The organism is Flavobacterium aurantiibacter (assembly GCF_002251775.1).
Classification (GTDB): domain Bacteria; phylum Bacteroidota; class Bacteroidia; order Flavobacteriales; family Flavobacteriaceae; genus Flavobacterium; species Flavobacterium aurantiibacter.
On record NZ_NOXX01000200.1, the window covers coordinates 1 to 15,995 of the forward strand.

A 15,995-nucleotide genomic window follows, 5' to 3' on the forward strand; every position below is an offset into this window, starting at 1 on the left:
TTATTGATTTTTAATCAATTATGTTTTTTGTCGTGTACTAAATAATTTGCAGTAGAATTAAAATTGGTTTATTCACATTCGATACCTTGCAAAATAGAACTAGAAGCTTTTCCGCTTGGGAGAATTGCCTAGTACAATGCATTAGAACTAAATACAAAAAGCAAAATGCTATTGAGTGGATTCAGTTCGCATTAAATCCAGGAGCTGATGTGTTATGGAAGGCAGCGGCGTGTGGTTGGGACTGTAGAAAAATTGGTTATTACGGTTTATAAAAATCAAGGAATATGAGCTTCATAATTAGAAAAAGTCTGAACTTAAAGTACTACTTTTTACCACTAGCATTGTTTCTTTTTTTCATAGCTCAAATACTAATTCAATCGAACATATTAGCTCTTTTTATATTTCTACTCTTTTTGGCAGTAGCATTTTATTTTGTACCCTATTCTTTAGTTAAAAGCAGTAGCAGTAAAATAAAAGGTTACTACCTTATCTCTAAATTAATTTTTGCGATTTCAAGTGCCTATTTTGCATTAGTTATATACACACAAATGGAAATATTGAAGTCACTGGGTCATATCTTAGTTATTTCAAGTACCTTGTTTTCATACTATTTGTGGTTAAAGAAAAATGATCAAGAATCGAACCTGTTTAAGGTTCATTTTTTAGTTGCTACGGTCTTAATAGGTGTAATTGAATTTCAATATTAGTCTAAGTATCAACGCTGAATATGATTATAGCTGTCTAAATTTTCTTTATTTAGGCAGCTTTTTTTAATTACCTGGTAGTTTAAGATTAACCAATAAAGTTTCAGAAAAATGTCAACTTAAAAAATATCGTTTTAAGCCCTTTTTTTCAAAAACACCTTCCGCTCGCTCCATACCACCACAGCCGTAAAGCTCACAAATGCCAAAATGGCAACGATTATATTTCCGCGAAAGCGATAAAAACTCACAAAACTTAAACCTATGGCTAATCCTAAATACAATCCAATTTTTCGATAATCGTACGGAATCGGGTAGTACTTTTGGCCTAAGGCATACGACACCAACATCATACTGCCGTATGCGCCCAAAGTTGCAATTGCCGAGCCCGTGTAGCTGTACAGCGGAATTAACCAAAAGTTAAGCGCCAGCGTCACTGCAGCGCCAATTAGCGAAATGTATGCGGCAAAGATGGTTTTGTCGGTAAGCTTATACCAAATCGATAGGTTGGTGTAAATCCCCAAACAAAAGTTAGCAAGTACAATCAGTGGAACAATCTTCATGGCTTCCCAATACTTCGCGTTTGGAATCATAACCAATTTCAAAACATCGGCAAAAACAATCACGCCAACTAAGATAATGGCTCCTGCCGCCACGAAAAAGCGGGTAATTTCGGCGTAAGTTTGTGGCGCATTTTCATTTTGCGCATGGTTAAAGAAAAACGGTTCAATACCTAAAGTATAAGCCGTCCGAAACAGCACCATAAACAGCCCTAGCTTGTAACAAGCCGAATACACGCCGAGCTCTCGATCGGCAATCGCCTCCGGAAGCATTTTACTGAGCAAAATCTTGTCGAACTGGTCGTTAATCGCAAACGCAATTCCCGAAATTAAAATCGGCCAACTATACTGCAGCATCTTTTTCCATAGCTGGGTATCAAATTGGTATTTCGTTTTCCAATAGTCGGATGATAGCACTACAAACGTAGCTGCGCTTGCAATTAAATTCGACACAAAAATGTAAAATACTTCGCTGTTTGGCATGTACAAACCAGCAAAGAAACTATGGTGCGCCAGTGCTGGTAACAGCAATAAAAAGAACAAATTAAGCAATAAATTTAGAACAACGTTTCCGATTTTCACCACGGCAAAAAAGCTCGGGCGTTGCGAAGCGCGTAAACTGCTAAAAGGAACTAACACTAAAGCATCGAATACCATAATGGCAATCGCTAAGTACACTTGCGTGAGCGACACCTCCATAAAACGCGATAAAAACGATGCTTGTAGGGCGGCGAAAACAGCGAATAAGGTAGTTGAGAAAAGTATTGAGTAAAGCGCCGTCGATTTTACTCGTTCCGGATCGGGTTCGCGGTTTATAAAACGAAAATACGCAGTTTCAAAGCCGTACGAGAGTACCACATTAAAGAAAATCATGTACGCAAAAAGCTTGGTAACCACGCCATATTCGGCTTCATCCAGCAAATCGATGTATAGCGGTACCAGAAAAAAGCTAAGCATACGCGGCACAACGGCGGTTAGGCCATAAATTGCCGTTTGCTTAAATAGTTTGCGGTATAAACTCACTTTTTTTGTTTTTGGGCAAATGCCGCTCCGTTCCTACGCGCCACCGCGCTTTCGGCTTTACTCCTCACGTACTGCGTTTCACTTCGTACGTTGCGGGGTACCGCCTCTATCGCTTTTGCGGCAATCGTTACCACACGAGCAAACCAGAACGTATCGACGCTTATTCTACCGTAACCGACTTCGCTAAATTTCGAGGCTGATCTACGTTACAACCGCGCAATACCGCAATGTGGTACGACAACAACTGCAACGGAATGGTAGTAATTAGCGGAGATAAAGCATCTGAGGTATCCGGAACTTCAATCACGTAATCGGCTAACTCGCGAACTTGAACATCGCCTTTGGTAACAACTGCAATAATTTTTCCGCTACGCGATTTAATTTCTTGAATGTTCGAAACCACTTTATCGTAATGTCCTTGTTTGGGCGCAATTACAATTACAGGCATGTGCTCGTCGATCAAAGCAATCGGACCGTGTTTCATTTCTGCAGCCGGATATCCTTCTGCGTGTATGTAACTGATTTCTTTTAATTTCAATGCTCCTTCTAGCGCTACTGGGAAGTTGTATCCGCGTCCTAAGTACAAACAATTCGACGACTTTTGGAAAACTTTTCCAATAGCTTCGGCGGCATCATTAGTTAATAGGGCATCTTGTACTTTTTCCGGAATAAGCTCCAACTCTTGTAAATAGCGGTGATAATCCGAGTTTGATAAGGTTCCTTTTGCTTTCGCTAAACGTAAAGCAATCATAGTAATAACCGTAATTTGGGTGGTAAATGCTTTTGTCGAAGCCACTCCAATTTCCGGTCCGGCATGCGTATAAGCGCCGGCGTGTGTTTCTCTCGAAATAGACGAACCAACCACATTACAAACACCAAACACAAATGCACCGCGTTCTTTAGCCAACTTTATAGCTGCTAAAGTATCGGCAGTTTCACCCGATTGCGAAATCGCAATAAGCACGTCATTTTTATTGATGATCGGGTTTCGATATCTAAATTCTGAAGCGTATTCAACCTCGACAGGAATTCGTGCAAACTCTTCAATGATATATTCGGCAACCAAACCGGCGTGCCAGCTGGTTCCGCAAGCTACAATTAAGATACGCTCGGCGTTAAGAAAACGCTCTAAGTTATCTTCAATTCCTGCCATTTTAATTAGCCCTTGATTGGCCAATAAACGCCCGCGGTACGTATCTTTAATTACCGATGGTTGCTCATAGATCTCTTTCAACATAAAGTGATCGTAACCTCCTTTTTCGATCTGCTCCAAATTCATTTGAAGTTCTTGTACGTAAGGATCTACCAACGCATCATCTTTAATTTTACGAATGCGCAAAGGTTTATGTAAACGCACAATGGCCATTTCTTCATCTTCCAAATAAATGGCATTCGAGGTATATTCAATAAACGGAGAAGCATCGGAAGCGATAAAAAATTCGTCGGTTCCAATACCAATAGCCAAAGGTGATCCTAAACGCGCGGCGACAATTTCATCCGGCTTTTTAGTGTCGAAAACGCAAATGGCATACGCTCCAACAACTTGGTTTAAAGCAATTTGAACTGCTTTTCCAAGCTTACATTTTTCGTTTTTCTGTACTTCTTCAATTAAATTTACCAATACTTCGGTATCGGTATCCGAAGAAAAAGTATATCCGCGTTTAATTAGCTCCTTTTTTAACGGCTCGTAATTTTCGATAATTCCGTTGTGGATGATTGCAAGTTCGCCACTATTTGATAAATGTGGGTGTGAGTTCACATCGTTTGGTACACCGTGTGTTGCCCAACGTGTATGCCCCATTCCTATGGTTCCGGTTTGCGACATTGATTTGGATTTTTCTTCCAAATCGCTCACTTTACCTTTTGTTTTGCTCACCTTTAAATCAAAGCCGTCGAAGAGCATTACCCCGGCACTGTCGTATCCGCGGTATTCTAGTCTTTTAAGTCCTTTAATTACAACAGAAAATGCTTCTCTTTGTCCGATATAACCTACAATTCCACACATAATTTATTCTTTTGGTTTGGTGTAATAGATTTCAAGTTTTAATCTCTTTGATGCATCAACTAATGGACTAGAACCAAACAATATAGTTCCAAAAGGATTTAATACAGAGGCTACAGGAACTTGTGAAAATACTTGATTATTTGGTTGTCCAGGCTTTAATCGAGCAAAGCGAGTGTCGTTAATAGATTCGGTTACTACAAGTCCAAGTCGAACGTTGGTACTTTCTCTATTTTTCAGTAGATTAGAAATGTGTCTAGTAATTCGAAATTTATATCGAAGACCGTTTCCATTAATTTTTTCGAGGAAACCACCGAAAGTTGGCTTGTTGAATTTTGGGAAGCCACTTGGCCCTGGATCTTGTGCGCTGTAATCGCCGATAACTCTTTGGTTCGTTAAATCGTAGAGAAAGATTCTTTGTGGTTCAACACTTTCACCCATCGCATCTTGATCGATATAAAAGGTTAGATTAGCTTCATTTATCAGCCAATTATTAGCTTCCGCCTCATTACGAAGCGCTTCGAGTTCAGCTGAATTTCCTCCATTTGCATTTGTTCTACCGAATAAATCGATCACGGCGACAGAGCCTTCTCCTCCTTTAACGTATAAGCGCTCGTCGCCAACTGAAGTGTTTATATTCGCTGGGTTTAATGCGGCGGCATAAGTAGGAGTGTAGGTTTGCTCAAATAAATTGGCTCGGTTACCTGTTAAATTCAAAACAAGTTCTTTTTGAACACGTGTTGTAGTAGCGGCGCCGTTTACGGTACTTATTTGATCTTCAGTATAATAAAGCGTTATTGTTCCAGTGGTGAAATTTAAATTACCCAAACAGTTCCCTGTTTGCTGTTCCACTTGAAAAAACAAACCTCTTAAATGGTTTTTAAAAGCAGTATTGTTTTCTAAGACAGATTCAGGAGCGTCAATTACTTTCTTTTTAAAGAAGTTTTTATTTAAGGAAACACGTAATCTAGGGGTTTTACGGGTAACAATTTCATCCCCGTCGGCATCCAATTTGGTTAAAATGACCTCGGCAGGATTAAAGAAAAACTGGTCGTTTTCTTGAGTGTTCGTAGAATTATTTAATCGAGGACCATTGAAAACAGATGTACCATCTTCGAGCGAACCTTTCTTGTAACTTTCAAAAGTTTGTTTTTGGTCGCTGTAAAGTCGTATTCGTTCTTCTAAATTTGATTCGGGAGAAGGGTCTAAATCTGGAATAAAGTAACCAGACTCAAAAATACTTAGTCTCATTCGCCCATTTTGCGAAGTAGTTATACTGTCGAGCTCGTAGGTTGAATCTCCGTCAACGATGTTTGTTCTTGTACTGAAATATGGAATTTCCATGTAAACACTATCCATGACAATATTTGTGGAAAACTCTGGAGAAATAGCCGCTAGCTCAACTTGAGAAACAAAGTGCGCAGTAGTTGCCCCAAATGCGGGGTTATTATAGTAACCTAACGAATTCACGCTTATATCGGTTGATATATTTGGTAAATTGTTACTTTGAACTATACCCGTACCTTGATTATAGGCTACTACAGTGAGTTGTCCGTCATAACGCGTGAAATCGAAATGACTATCACCTATTACATCGCTTTCCAAATCTATAAAGTCTTTGTCGCAGGCGTAAAGGCTCAAAAGTGCGATTATACCTATTAAAATCCCGCTGACGTTTCGTAAATTCATAAAAAAATTTTCTTTAGAGAACTTGATTTTTGTAGAAGTTCGTATACGCTTCTGCAAATTTTTCTTTGTCGGTGAAAGGTAGAAAGGGTTTTTTAGCAGCGTGTATATATTTTGTTAATTCGTCTGAAAGATTTTCTGAACCTATTACCACCGCGTCAGAATGGTCGATCGCTGCTAACATAATATTAGTAAATGACGGTGATTTTAAGACATTGATAGCTTCTTCGGGAATCTGATCGAATTGCATTTTTGAAGACAGGTCGGCAGCCAAAGTACCGTCAAAAGACTGACTGTAAATTGAAGTAACTACTTTAGTGTCGGCAAACAATGCATCATTTTTATAATAATGCTTCATGTAAACCGGTAGTAGCGACGCCATCCAGCCGTGTACATGAATAATGTCTGGAACCCAGTTGAGCTTTTTCACAGTTTCGATAACACCTTTGGCGAAGAAAATAGCGCGCTCATCATTGTCTGGGAATAAATTCCCTTCCTCGTCGGCAAACGTTGCTTTTCTTTTAAAATACTCGTCGTTATCAATAAAATATACTTGAATCCGCTCCTTGGGTATCGATGCTACTTTTATAATCAATGGCATGTCTAAATCATTGACAACCAAATTCATTCCCGACAATCGGATGACTTCGTGCAATTGATGCCTGCGCTCGTTAATATTTCCATACCGCGGCATGAAAATTCTAATCTGCCCGCCCTGGTCGTTGATCATTTTCGGAAGGTCATATGAAGTCGAAGACACCTCATTTTCTGCCAAATAAGGCACTACTTCTGACGACACAAATAAGATTCGTTTATCTTCCATAAAGGTCAAACTTCTGCTATTTAATATAAAAAACATGCAAAGGTACAAATAACCAATGAGATATTGCCTAAAATCTTAAGTTTGCACCCAATTTCAGAAACAGCGGCATGCAGGTTTTTACCATAAAATCGGACTTACAACCCGTACTTGATAAGCTTCGTGAGACTCAAAAATCAATTGGTTTTGTGCCTACAATGGGTGCTTTGCACGACGGGCATTTATCGTTGGTGCAGCAGAGCCTGAAGCAAACCGATTTTACCGTGGTGAGCATATTTGTTAATCCAACGCAATTCAATAATGCTGCCGATCTCACCAACTACCCACGTACACTCGAACGCGATCTGCTTAAGCTCTCAAGTTTAAATGCCAGTAACATTCTTGTTTACGCACCCGAGACCAATGATGTTTACGGCTCGGTCATCACTTCAGTTGATTTCGAATTCGGCGGTTTGGAACACCAAATGGAAGGAAAGTTTAGACCCGGTCACTTTAATGGTGTGGGAACTATCGTTAAATTTCTATTCGAATTAATTCAACCACAAATTGCTTTTTTTGGAGAGAAAGATTTTCAACAAGCTCTTATCGTATCAAAATTGGCTGAAATGCTTGAAAACGGCCCAACGATAGAAATTGTACCCATTTTTCGCGAAGCAAACGGATTAGCCATGAGCAGCCGAAACGAGCGACTAACCGCCGAGCAGCGCGAAAAAGCGAGTCTGATTTTTGAAAGTCTATCTCAAGCAAAAGTTCTTTTTAAAACCGAGTCGTTTGATCGAATTAAAGAAACCGTACAAAGCATTTTTTCTAATCATCCGCTTTTTCAACTCGAGTATTTTGAAATCGCCGATGCCCAAACTCTCGAATCAGCAGCAGTTCTTGAGCCAGATAGAAAATACCGCGCTTTTATTGCGGTCTTTGCCGATGATGTTCGACTTATTGATACTATTTCCTTAAATTAATTACCTTTGCGCCATGCAAATTCAAGTTGTAAAAAGTAAAATTCACCGCGTTTCTGTTACCGGTGCCGATTTGAACTACATTGGTAGTATAACCATAGACGAAGCGTTGATGGACGCCGCAAACATCATTGAGGGTGAGAAAGTTTCCATCGTAAACATCAATAATGGGGAACGTTTGGAAACTTATGCCATCAAAGGCATTCGAAATAGTGGCGAAATTACTCTGAACGGTCCTGCCGCTCGCAAGGTTCAAAAAGGAGATATTATCATTATTATTTCCTACGGAATCTTAACCATCGAAGAGGCAAAAGTATTTAAGCCAGCGCTCGTTTTCCCAGACGAAACAAACAATTCACTTCGTTGATATTTTGAAATTTCCGATTAAAAAATTCCTGTCAATCACGCTTCCAATAGCGCTTGGAGTTTTTTTAATCATCTACAAATACAATGAGTTTTCGGCAGCCCAAATAGCCGAAATGAAAGGGTATTTTCAACAAGCCGACTACCTTTATATTTACTTATCGTTGTTCATTGCTTTGTTTGGCTACATTTCGCGAGCTTATCGCTGGAAGTATCCACTACAACATTTAGGCTATAACCCCAGTTTTTGGAACAAGCTTTTTGCAGTTTGTATCGCTTATATGGTAAATTTAAGTGTTCCGCGAAGTGGTGAAATTTCACGTGCTGTAGTTCTAAAAAAGTACGAAAACATTCCGTTTGATCAAGGATTTGGAACTATAGTCGCAGAACGAATTGTCGACCTTTTCATCTTTGCAGCTTTTTTCTTTGTAGCCCTCATTTTTCAAATAAATGTAGTAAGTGATTTTCTTACCAAACACATTCCGGTTGATCAATTATTGATTTTAGCGGTAGTTGGAATAGTACTCGCGGCGATTTTTATGTTGGTATGGATGTACTCTAAACTCGGAATCATTTTAAAAGCCAAGGAGAAATTGGCTGGATTAACTGCCGGAATGAAAAGCATTTACACCATGCCTCATAAATGGGGGTTTTTAGCGCATTCTATTTTTATTTGGTTTACGTATTTGGCCATGTTTTACGTTACAATTTTTGCGCTACCCGAAACGGCAAATATTAGTTTTGGCGCAGTAGTAACGGCCTTCGTTGTTGGAAGTATTGCTATCGGATTTACCAACAGTGGTTTCGGTGCTTATCCGATTCTTATTGCAGAAATTCTGCTTCTATATAACGTTCCTGAAACTGCGGGATTAGCTTTTGGATGGATTGTGTGGATTTCTCAAACTGTTCTAATGATAGCTTTAGGTGGCATCTCATTTTTGCTATTACCTTTATTTAATCGACGTTAACGAACCTTTCGTCTGATTATTAACTTGTGAAGTCGCTTTATTTTCAACAGGCATTCCTTTTTTAGTATTTTAGTCGGATTATTGTGAACTTTAGGTAAAAAGTGTGCATATGAGGTCACTCGTTTTTTTAATAGCTCTTTTTTGTTGCCTTTCTGCGACAGCACAGCGTCCGCGTGACACCATTTTTTCAGCTAAACTAAATGCTGATCGAACGTTTACAGGATCGTTACCGCTTTCATACGGTCAGACAAAAGATAAAAAGTATCCTTTGTTATTGCTGCTCGACGGCGAATACTTATTTGATGTATTCGATGGAAATTTTGCGTTCGGGAATTATTGGGATGATCTTCCCGAAGTAATTATAGTAGGTATCGATCAGAATAAAGAGAATCAGCGTGAGGCCGATTGCATGATGAATCAAGAAGGTTTACCCGAAGAAACGGGTGCTGCATTTTTTGAATTTATAGGTGCCGAGCTCCTTCCTGCGCTCGAAAAACAATACCGCCTCTCGCCATTTAAAATCATCGCAGGGCACAACATTACTGCTGGTTTTATGAATCTTTTCCTTTATAAAGAAGATCCGTTGTTCAGTGGATATATTTCTATGGGAGCCGAGTTTGGCGAACAGATGATGGAGCGAATTCCGGTTATGCTAAAAACAGCTAAAAAACCCATATTCTACTACCACTCAAGCGCCGATGGTGACCTGAAACACAACCTGAAAGGCATTCAAACACTCGATGGCAACATAAAAACAATTCTAAATTCTAATATCAATTACCGATACGACGAATTCAAAGGCGCGTCGCATTACAGTTTGGTTGCCTATTCTGTACCAAATGCCATTTATCACATCTTTTCAAGTTATCAACCTATTAGCAAAACCGAGTTCGATGAAAAACTCGTAAAGCTCGAAAGCGGCTATGTAGATTACCTGGTGAAAAAATACGAAACCATCAATAAAGCATACGGCGCTAAAATGGCCATTCGAATTACCGATTTCAAAGCTGTAGAAGCTGCTATTTTAAAGAATAAAGCTTACGCAGAATTTGAAAAGCTGGCCGCCTTATCTCGAAAAGCTTACCCAAAATCGATGTTAAGCGCCTATCATATGGGTATGTTTTACGAAAAAACAGGCGATTTTAAAAAAGCACTTAAAGCCTACCAAGCTGGTTTTTCGCTCGATGCCATCGGTGACCTGACCAAAGATTTTATTGTTGAGAAGGTTGAGGAAATGAAGCAAGGGGCAAGTGCTAAAAAAGCTGCCGCTGCAGAACCAGAACCCGAACCAACACCAACCGAAACTACCGAACCAGCAAAAGAAGAGCAACCTGCAACCGAAAAACCCTAATGGCTAAGACAAAAACAGCTTTTTTTTGTCAGAATTGTGGTGCGCAATATGTAAAATGGCAAGGACAATGCACCGCTTGTAAGTCGTGGAATACCTTGGTTGAAGAGCGCATAGCCACGACCGAAGCACCTGCTTGGAAGCCCGCGGCAGATAAGAAAGTAACCGTTGATAAACCGGTACTCGTTTCCGAAGTAATTGCGCAAGATGTTTACCGCTTAAATACCGGCGATCAAGAGCTTAATCGGGTTTTAGGCGGAGGCTTAGTACCCGGATCATTAACTCTGTTAGGCGGTGAACCCGGAATTGGAAAAAGTACTTTACTACTACAAATAGCCTTGCGTTTACCATACAAAACGCTTTACGTTTCGGGCGAAGAAAGCAAACAACAAATAAAAATGCGCGCGGAACGTATTGGTACGGATTATCAAAATTGTTACCTGCTTTCGCAAACGCAAACGCAGGAAATCTTTGAGCAAATCAAAATACTGCAACCCGATATCGTCATCATCGACTCGATTCAAACGCTACAAACTGAAGTACTCGATTCGGCGCCAGGAAGTGTCGGACAAATTCGGGAAACTACCGCAGAACTGATTCGATTTGCCAAAGAATCGAACACACCAGTACTTTTAATCGGACATATCACCAAAGACGGAACCATAGCTGGGCCAAAAATCTTGGAACACATGGTTGATACGGTTTTGCAATTCGAAGGCGACAGGCATCATATTTACCGAATTCTACGCGCCTTGAAAAATCGTTTTGGCTCGACCGCAGAGTTGGGCATTTACGAAATGATTGGCAGTGGCATGCGCGAAGTTACCAACCCAAGCGAACTATTACTTTCGCACCGCGACGACGCATTGTCTGGTACGGCTGTTGCCTGTGCTTTAGAAGGCATGCGCCCAATAATGATCGAGGTACAAAGTTTAGTAAGTACCGCAGTTTACGGAACGCCTCAACGCAGCACAACGGGCTATAACGCTAAACGTTTGAACATGATTTTAGCGGTTTTGGAAAAACGATCGGGCTTTAAACTGGGTGCAAAAGATGTGTTCTTAAACATAACCGGCGGCTTAACGCTTGAAGATCCAGCGATCGATTTGGCGGTGGTTGCCGCTGTTTTATCATCTAACGACGACATTCCGCTGCCGAAAAACGTTTGTTTTGCTGGCGAAGTTGGCCTTTCAGGAGAAATCAGACCAGTGAGTAGGTTAGAACAACGCGTTCAGGAAGCTTCCAAACTTGGATTTAGTACAATATTTGTATCTTCACACAGCAAGATCAGCGCAACACACGCCGGAATAGAAATTGTTCGGGTCGGAAAAATTGAAGACCTGGCAACGGCATTATTTGGCTGATAGCGTTATTGTTATGAAAATCTCGAAAAAATTTATATACCGATCGCTGTTGGTGATTCTAATTGCATGTCTCGTTATCGTAGGCTGTATTTTCGCATTCCGCCAGCAAATTCTCGATAAAGTTATTGCGAAAGCCAAGCAAAAATGCAAGACCGAATACCAAGCCGAACTTCATTTAAAAGCGGCGACATTCACAGGATTGACAACAGTTGAAGTTTCCGAATTTTCGATTGTTCCGACGGGAAAAGACACCTTAATTTCGGTAGATCGTGTGGAGGCAAAAGCCGCACTATTTCCCATATTCTTAGGAAATTTACAACTCGATTTTTTGCATTTAAAGAAAGGAAAGCTGCAACTAATTACTACGGCAACGGGCAGCAATTTCGAAACGTTTTTAAAAAGCAAAAACGAGGTTTCCAGCGTTGAAACTAGCTCGGAAACCGATGTGAATTATGCGCGTAAGCTCGACAAACTCAGTTCGGTTTTTTTAAATCTCATTCCTACGCAATTAAACCTCTCCAATTTTCAAGTAATTGTAAACGATAAAGGAAAACAAGCCTTAATTAATGTACGCACTCTTGCGATCGACGATGAAGAATTGCAGTCGGAAATTGCCGTAAAAACCAATACGTTCGAGCAAATCTGGACGATTAATGGCGAAGCTGATCCGCGCGACCGAAAAGCCGATTTGGTTTTTACAACTTCTGATCCTGCCGGCGTGAAACTTCCGTATTTCGACGAGCGATTTCAGTTGCAGTCGTCGTTTAAAAGTGCACGACTACAAATCGAAGACATCGACACGGAAGACGGTAACTTTTACATTCAAGGCTATTCGGAATTGGTGGGTTTACGGGTAAATCAGCCAAAAATTGCAATCGATACGGTGTACATTCCGAAATTAAACAGTACGTACAAATTTGTGGTAGGACCTAAGTTTGTAGCGATCGACAGCAGTACAACAGCCAAGATAAACAACATTAGTTTTAAACCGTATGTGAAATTAGATTTTGAAACGGATACCATTTTCGACATGAAAGTTTCGATTCCGAAAATGCAGGCACAAGCGTTCTTGAATTCGCTACCTGTGGCACTGTTTCCAAATACGGTGGGTATGAAAGCCAGTGGAAGTTTCGCGTATAAACTCAATTTCCATTTCAATAAGAACAACTTAAAAGACGTGGTTTTTGAGAGCAATCTCGACCGCGAGAATCTTAAAATAATCAGTTACGGCAAAGCGGATATTCCGAAGATTAATAGCGTTTTTGCTTACAGTGCTATAGAAAACGGTAAACGCCAACGCGAGATTATTGTTGGTCCGGAAAATCCGAATTTTACACCTTTAGATGGAATTGCGCCGGAGTTGAAAAGCGCGGTTTTAACTTCGGAAGATCCTTCGTTTTTCTCGCACAAAGGATTTGTCACTGAAGCCTTTAAACAATCGATTGTAAAGAACTTTAAGACCAAGAAGTTTTCTCGAGGCGGCAGCACAATAAGTATGCAATTGGTGAAGAATGTGTTTCTGACGCGGCAGAAAACGCTTGCGCGGAAGTTGGAAGAGATTTTGCTGGTGTATATTTTAGAGAATAACCGCATTGTTTCGAAAAGCAGAATGTTGGAAGTGTATTTTAACATCATTGAATGGGGACCCAATGTGTACGGAATTGGCGAAGCGAGTAGGTTTTACTTTCAGAAATCGCCGGCGAATTTGACGGTCGATGAATGCATCTTTTTGGCGGGAATTATTCCGAGTCCGAAGAAGTTTAATTGGCAATTTAATAGCCAAGGTGAGTTGAAACCGTACGTTCGAAAACAACACGAGTTTATTAAATCGTTGATGATACGTCGCGGATTGTACCGCAGTGCCGACAGTTTAGGAGGTTACGGCGGCATTCGAATTAGCGGCCCGGCGTCGGGTTATATAAAAATTGCCAAAGAAGTTGATTCGACGGCGGTTGATAGTTTAGAAATAGAAGAATTTGAATTTTAAGTCAGTTTATTTGCAGCGATACGTCTAGCACGCTGCTGCGTTAGGTGATGCAGCGAAAAGCCCGTAAAAAACCAAAACCAAGCAAATAAAAAAAGCCGTAGCGACCTAAGAAGCTACGGCTTTTTTTGGATAGCTGTTTTAGATTTGAAACGTTAACTTAAACGCCTTTTGTTTAAAACAACTGGATTTGCTGGTTTTGGTTTTGCGGACTTGCAGCGAAAACACCGACCGCCGCTAATTATTCTCGTTTAGTGGCGAATGAAAGTTGCGGCGGGAACGCCCAAAAACCAAAAATATTAAAACTCGTTAAGCGCCTTGCTTATTTCGTCGAGTTTTGGCGTTAAAATAATCTCGATTCGGCGGTTTTTCGACTTACCTTCGGCCGTTTCGTTGCTGGCAATAGGCGCATATTCACCACGTCCGGCGGCGGTAAGATTTTGCTTGTTGATGTTCTTGTTTTCGCCGAGAATATTCACGATAGCCGTTGCGCGTTTGGTAGATAAATCCCAATTGTTTTCGATTTGTCCGACAGCGCCGGCAAATTTATCGGTATCGGTATGACCTTCGATAAGCACGCTGATATCCGGATTGGCGGCCAAAACTTTGCCAAGTTCGACAACAGCCTTTTTACCTTCGGCGTTTACGGTCCAGCTTCCGGTTTGGAAAAGCAGTTTATTTTCCATGGAAACGTACACTTTTCCGTCGCGTTGCTCCACAGTTAAACCCTTGCCTTCGAAGGCGTTTAAGGCTTTTGAAAGCGACTCGCGCAGGCGTTTCATGTTGTTTTCTTTAGCCGAGATCAGTTGTTCGAGTTCGGCCACGCGAGCCGAGCGTTCTTCGAAATCGGCTTTCAGTTTATTTAGTCGTTCTTGTTCGGCAGCTAGTGCTTTTTCTTTGGCTTCTAACTTAGCCAACAGAGCTCGGTTTTGCTCGAGATTCGACTTCAAAACCTCGTCGCTATTTTTTTCGAGAGCTGAATAGGAAGCCTGTAAGTTTTTGAGATTGGCGTTGGCCGCGCTTAAATCGGCCGCAAGTTTGTCGCGTTCGGCTTTCAATTTCTCCAATTCGGTTTGTTTTGAAGCTAAATCCTGATCGGCTTTATTTTTAGCTTCGGTAAGTTTTTCAAGATCGTCTTGAGTTTTGCGTTGTTCTTTTTTGAGTTCGGCGTACTTGTTTTCGAGGTCGGTGTACACTTTTTTAGACACGCAGCTCGTGCAGAGTGCAAGAATTAGAAATCCGGTTAAAATGGGTCTTTTCATAAATCGTGTTTGTGAAATAGTAGAATCGCTTTCGCGGAAATTAATTTAAGATTTGTAAAGATACGGGACAGTGGTCGCTGTGCACGGCGTCGGGATGAATTTGTGCTCCGAGCAGTTTGTTTTCGAGATTCTCGGTAGCCAACAGGTAATCAATACGCCAACCTTTGTTGTTTGTACGGGCGTTGGCGCGGTAGCTCCACCACGAGTAGTTGTGTGGTTCTTTAACGAAATGCCGGAAGGTGTCGATGAAGCCTGTTTTGAGAAATCCGTCGAGCCAGGCACGTTCTTCGGGCAAGAATCCAGAAACCGTTGCATTTCGAATAGGGTCGTGAATATCGATTGCTTGATGGCAAATGTTGTAATCGCCGCCAATAATTAAGTTCGGGATTTCGTTTCGCAAATTGCTAATGTAGTTTTGAAACAATCGCATGTATTCGAACTTATGATCGAGACGGTCGGTGTTGGTTCCCGAAGGTAAGTACAGGCTCATCACGGAAAAGCCATTGAAATCGGCACGAATATTTCGCCCTTCGTTGTCCATGTGTGCAATTCCAGTTCCTTTAACGACTTGTAAAGGTTCGTGTTTGCTGATAATTCCTACGCCGCTGTAGCCTTTTTTTTGAGCGGGAAAGAAATAGCAATATTTATAGCCAATTTGTTGGAAGGCTTCGATGGGAATTTGGTCTTCGGTGGCTTTTATTTCTTGGAAACACACAATATCGGCTTCAGACTGCTTTAACCAATCGAGCAAACCTTTGGTTATTGCGGCGCGAATGCCGTTTACATTGTAGGAAACTATTTTCATTTTATCGGGTTAACGTTTCAAATGTATTAAATTCGAATGAGTCGGCACGATACTCTTAAATGGGTTCTTGTTAAACTTCTCAAAAAAAGCTGCTTTAAAAAAATAGCGGTAATTACAGAGCTTGATCGTGAGTTTGTTGGCAGAATATGC

General features: G+C 40.8%; 12 protein-coding genes. 6 read left to right on the forward strand and 6 right to left on the reverse strand.

Translation table 11 applies throughout. The features are described 5' to 3' along the window. Nucleotides 1–838 precede the first annotated feature (838 nt). The 4 genes from CHX27_RS09215 to CHX27_RS09230 form a co-directional block, all read right to left on the reverse strand. Nucleotides 839–2,284, reverse strand: coding sequence for an oligosaccharide flippase family protein (locus CHX27_RS09215; RefSeq protein ID WP_094486485.1), 1,446 nt, complete (start codon nt 2,282–2,284; stop codon nt 839–841). A 160-nt stretch (nt 2,285–2,444) separates the two neighbouring features. Continuing rightward, nucleotides 2,445–4,289, reverse strand: coding sequence for a glutamine--fructose-6-phosphate transaminase (isomerizing) (gene glmS, locus CHX27_RS09220; RefSeq protein WP_094486486.1), 1,845 nt, complete (start codon nt 4,287–4,289; stop codon nt 2,445–2,447). 3 nt (nt 4,290–4,292) lie between these two features. Next, on the reverse strand, nt 4,293–5,975 hold the full coding sequence (locus CHX27_RS09225) for a DUF4270 domain-containing protein (RefSeq protein ID WP_094486487.1): 1,683 nt from the start codon (nt 5,973–5,975) through the stop codon (nt 4,293–4,295). A 13-nt stretch (nt 5,976–5,988) separates the two neighbouring features. After that, complete coding sequence (locus CHX27_RS09230) at nt 5,989–6,795, reverse strand: glycogen/starch synthase (RefSeq protein WP_094486529.1); 807 nt, start codon at nt 6,793–6,795, stop codon at nt 5,989–5,991. A gap of 107 nt (nt 6,796–6,902) precedes the next feature. On the opposite strand from CHX27_RS09230, the gene panC reads away from it, so the two are divergent. The 6 genes from panC (at nt 6,903) to CHX27_RS09260 (ending at nt 13,781) form a co-directional block, all read left to right on the forward strand. After that, on the forward strand, nt 6,903–7,754 hold the full coding sequence (gene panC, locus CHX27_RS09235; protein WP_094486488.1) for a pantoate--beta-alanine ligase: 852 nt from the start codon (nt 6,903–6,905) through the stop codon (nt 7,752–7,754). 13 nt (nt 7,755–7,767) lie between these two features. Then, entirely contained in the window at nt 7,768–8,118 is a 351-nt protein-coding gene (panD, locus tag CHX27_RS09240; RefSeq protein WP_094486489.1) for an aspartate 1-decarboxylase, read from the forward strand. Between the two features lie 4 nt (nt 8,119–8,122). Then, nucleotides 8,123–9,082, forward strand: coding sequence for a lysylphosphatidylglycerol synthase transmembrane domain-containing protein (locus tag CHX27_RS09245; protein ID WP_094486490.1), 960 nt, complete (start codon nt 8,123–8,125; stop codon nt 9,080–9,082). Nucleotides 9,083–9,191: 109 nt separating this feature from the next. After that, nucleotides 9,192–10,433, forward strand: coding sequence for an alpha/beta hydrolase (locus CHX27_RS09250; RefSeq protein WP_094486491.1), 1,242 nt, complete (start codon nt 9,192–9,194; stop codon nt 10,431–10,433). Further along, nucleotides 10,433–11,794 (forward strand): DNA repair protein RadA, encoded by a 1,362-nt coding sequence (gene radA / locus CHX27_RS09255; RefSeq protein WP_094486492.1) that lies wholly within the window; start codon nt 10,433–10,435, stop codon nt 11,792–11,794. The genes CHX27_RS09250 and radA overlap by 1 nt, the downstream gene beginning before the upstream one ends. Nucleotides 11,795–11,807: 13 nt before the next feature. Beyond that, nucleotides 11,808–13,781, forward strand: a complete 1,974-nt coding sequence (locus CHX27_RS09260; protein ID WP_094486493.1) for a transglycosylase domain-containing protein — start codon at nt 11,808–11,810, stop codon at nt 13,779–13,781. 296 nt (nt 13,782–14,077) lie between these two features. On the opposite strand, the gene CHX27_RS09265 is transcribed toward CHX27_RS09260, so the two are convergent. Continuing rightward, a complete protein-coding gene (locus CHX27_RS09265) occupies nt 14,078–15,040 on the reverse strand; it encodes an OmpA/MotB family protein (RefSeq protein ID WP_094486494.1) in 963 nt (320 codons plus the stop codon). Nucleotides 15,041–15,080: 40 nt separating this feature from the next. Further along, entirely contained in the window at nt 15,081–15,845 is a 765-nt protein-coding gene (locus tag CHX27_RS09270; protein WP_094486495.1) for an exodeoxyribonuclease III, read from the reverse strand. Nucleotides 15,846–15,995 lie beyond the last annotated feature (150 nt).

Coding starts and splice junctions, on each gene's coding strand:
- CHX27_RS09225 (WP_094486487.1), bottom strand. CDS start 5,975: ATGAATTTACGAAACGTCAGCGGGATTTTAATAGGTATAATCGCACTT.
- panD (WP_094486489.1), top strand. CDS start 7,768: ATGCAAATTCAAGTTGTAAAAAGTAAAATTCACCGCGTTTCTGTTACC.
- CHX27_RS09265 (WP_094486494.1), bottom strand. CDS start 15,040: ATGAAAAGACCCATTTTAACCGGATTTCTAATTCTTGCACTCTGCACG.
- CHX27_RS09270 (WP_094486495.1), bottom strand. CDS start 15,845: ATGAAAATAGTTTCCTACAATGTAAACGGCATTCGCGCCGCAATAACC.
- radA (WP_094486492.1), top strand. CDS start 10,433: ATGGCTAAGACAAAAACAGCTTTTTTTTGTCAGAATTGTGGTGCGCAA.
- CHX27_RS09250 (WP_094486491.1), top strand. CDS start 9,192: ATGAGGTCACTCGTTTTTTTAATAGCTCTTTTTTGTTGCCTTTCTGCG.
- panC (WP_094486488.1), top strand. CDS start 6,903: ATGCAGGTTTTTACCATAAAATCGGACTTACAACCCGTACTTGATAAG.
- glmS (WP_094486486.1), bottom strand. CDS start 4,289: ATGTGTGGAATTGTAGGTTATATCGGACAAAGAGAAGCATTTTCTGTT.
- CHX27_RS09230 (WP_094486529.1), bottom strand. CDS start 6,795: ATGGAAGATAAACGAATCTTATTTGTGTCGTCAGAAGTAGTGCCTTAT.
- CHX27_RS09260 (WP_094486493.1), top strand. CDS start 11,808: ATGAAAATCTCGAAAAAATTTATATACCGATCGCTGTTGGTGATTCTA.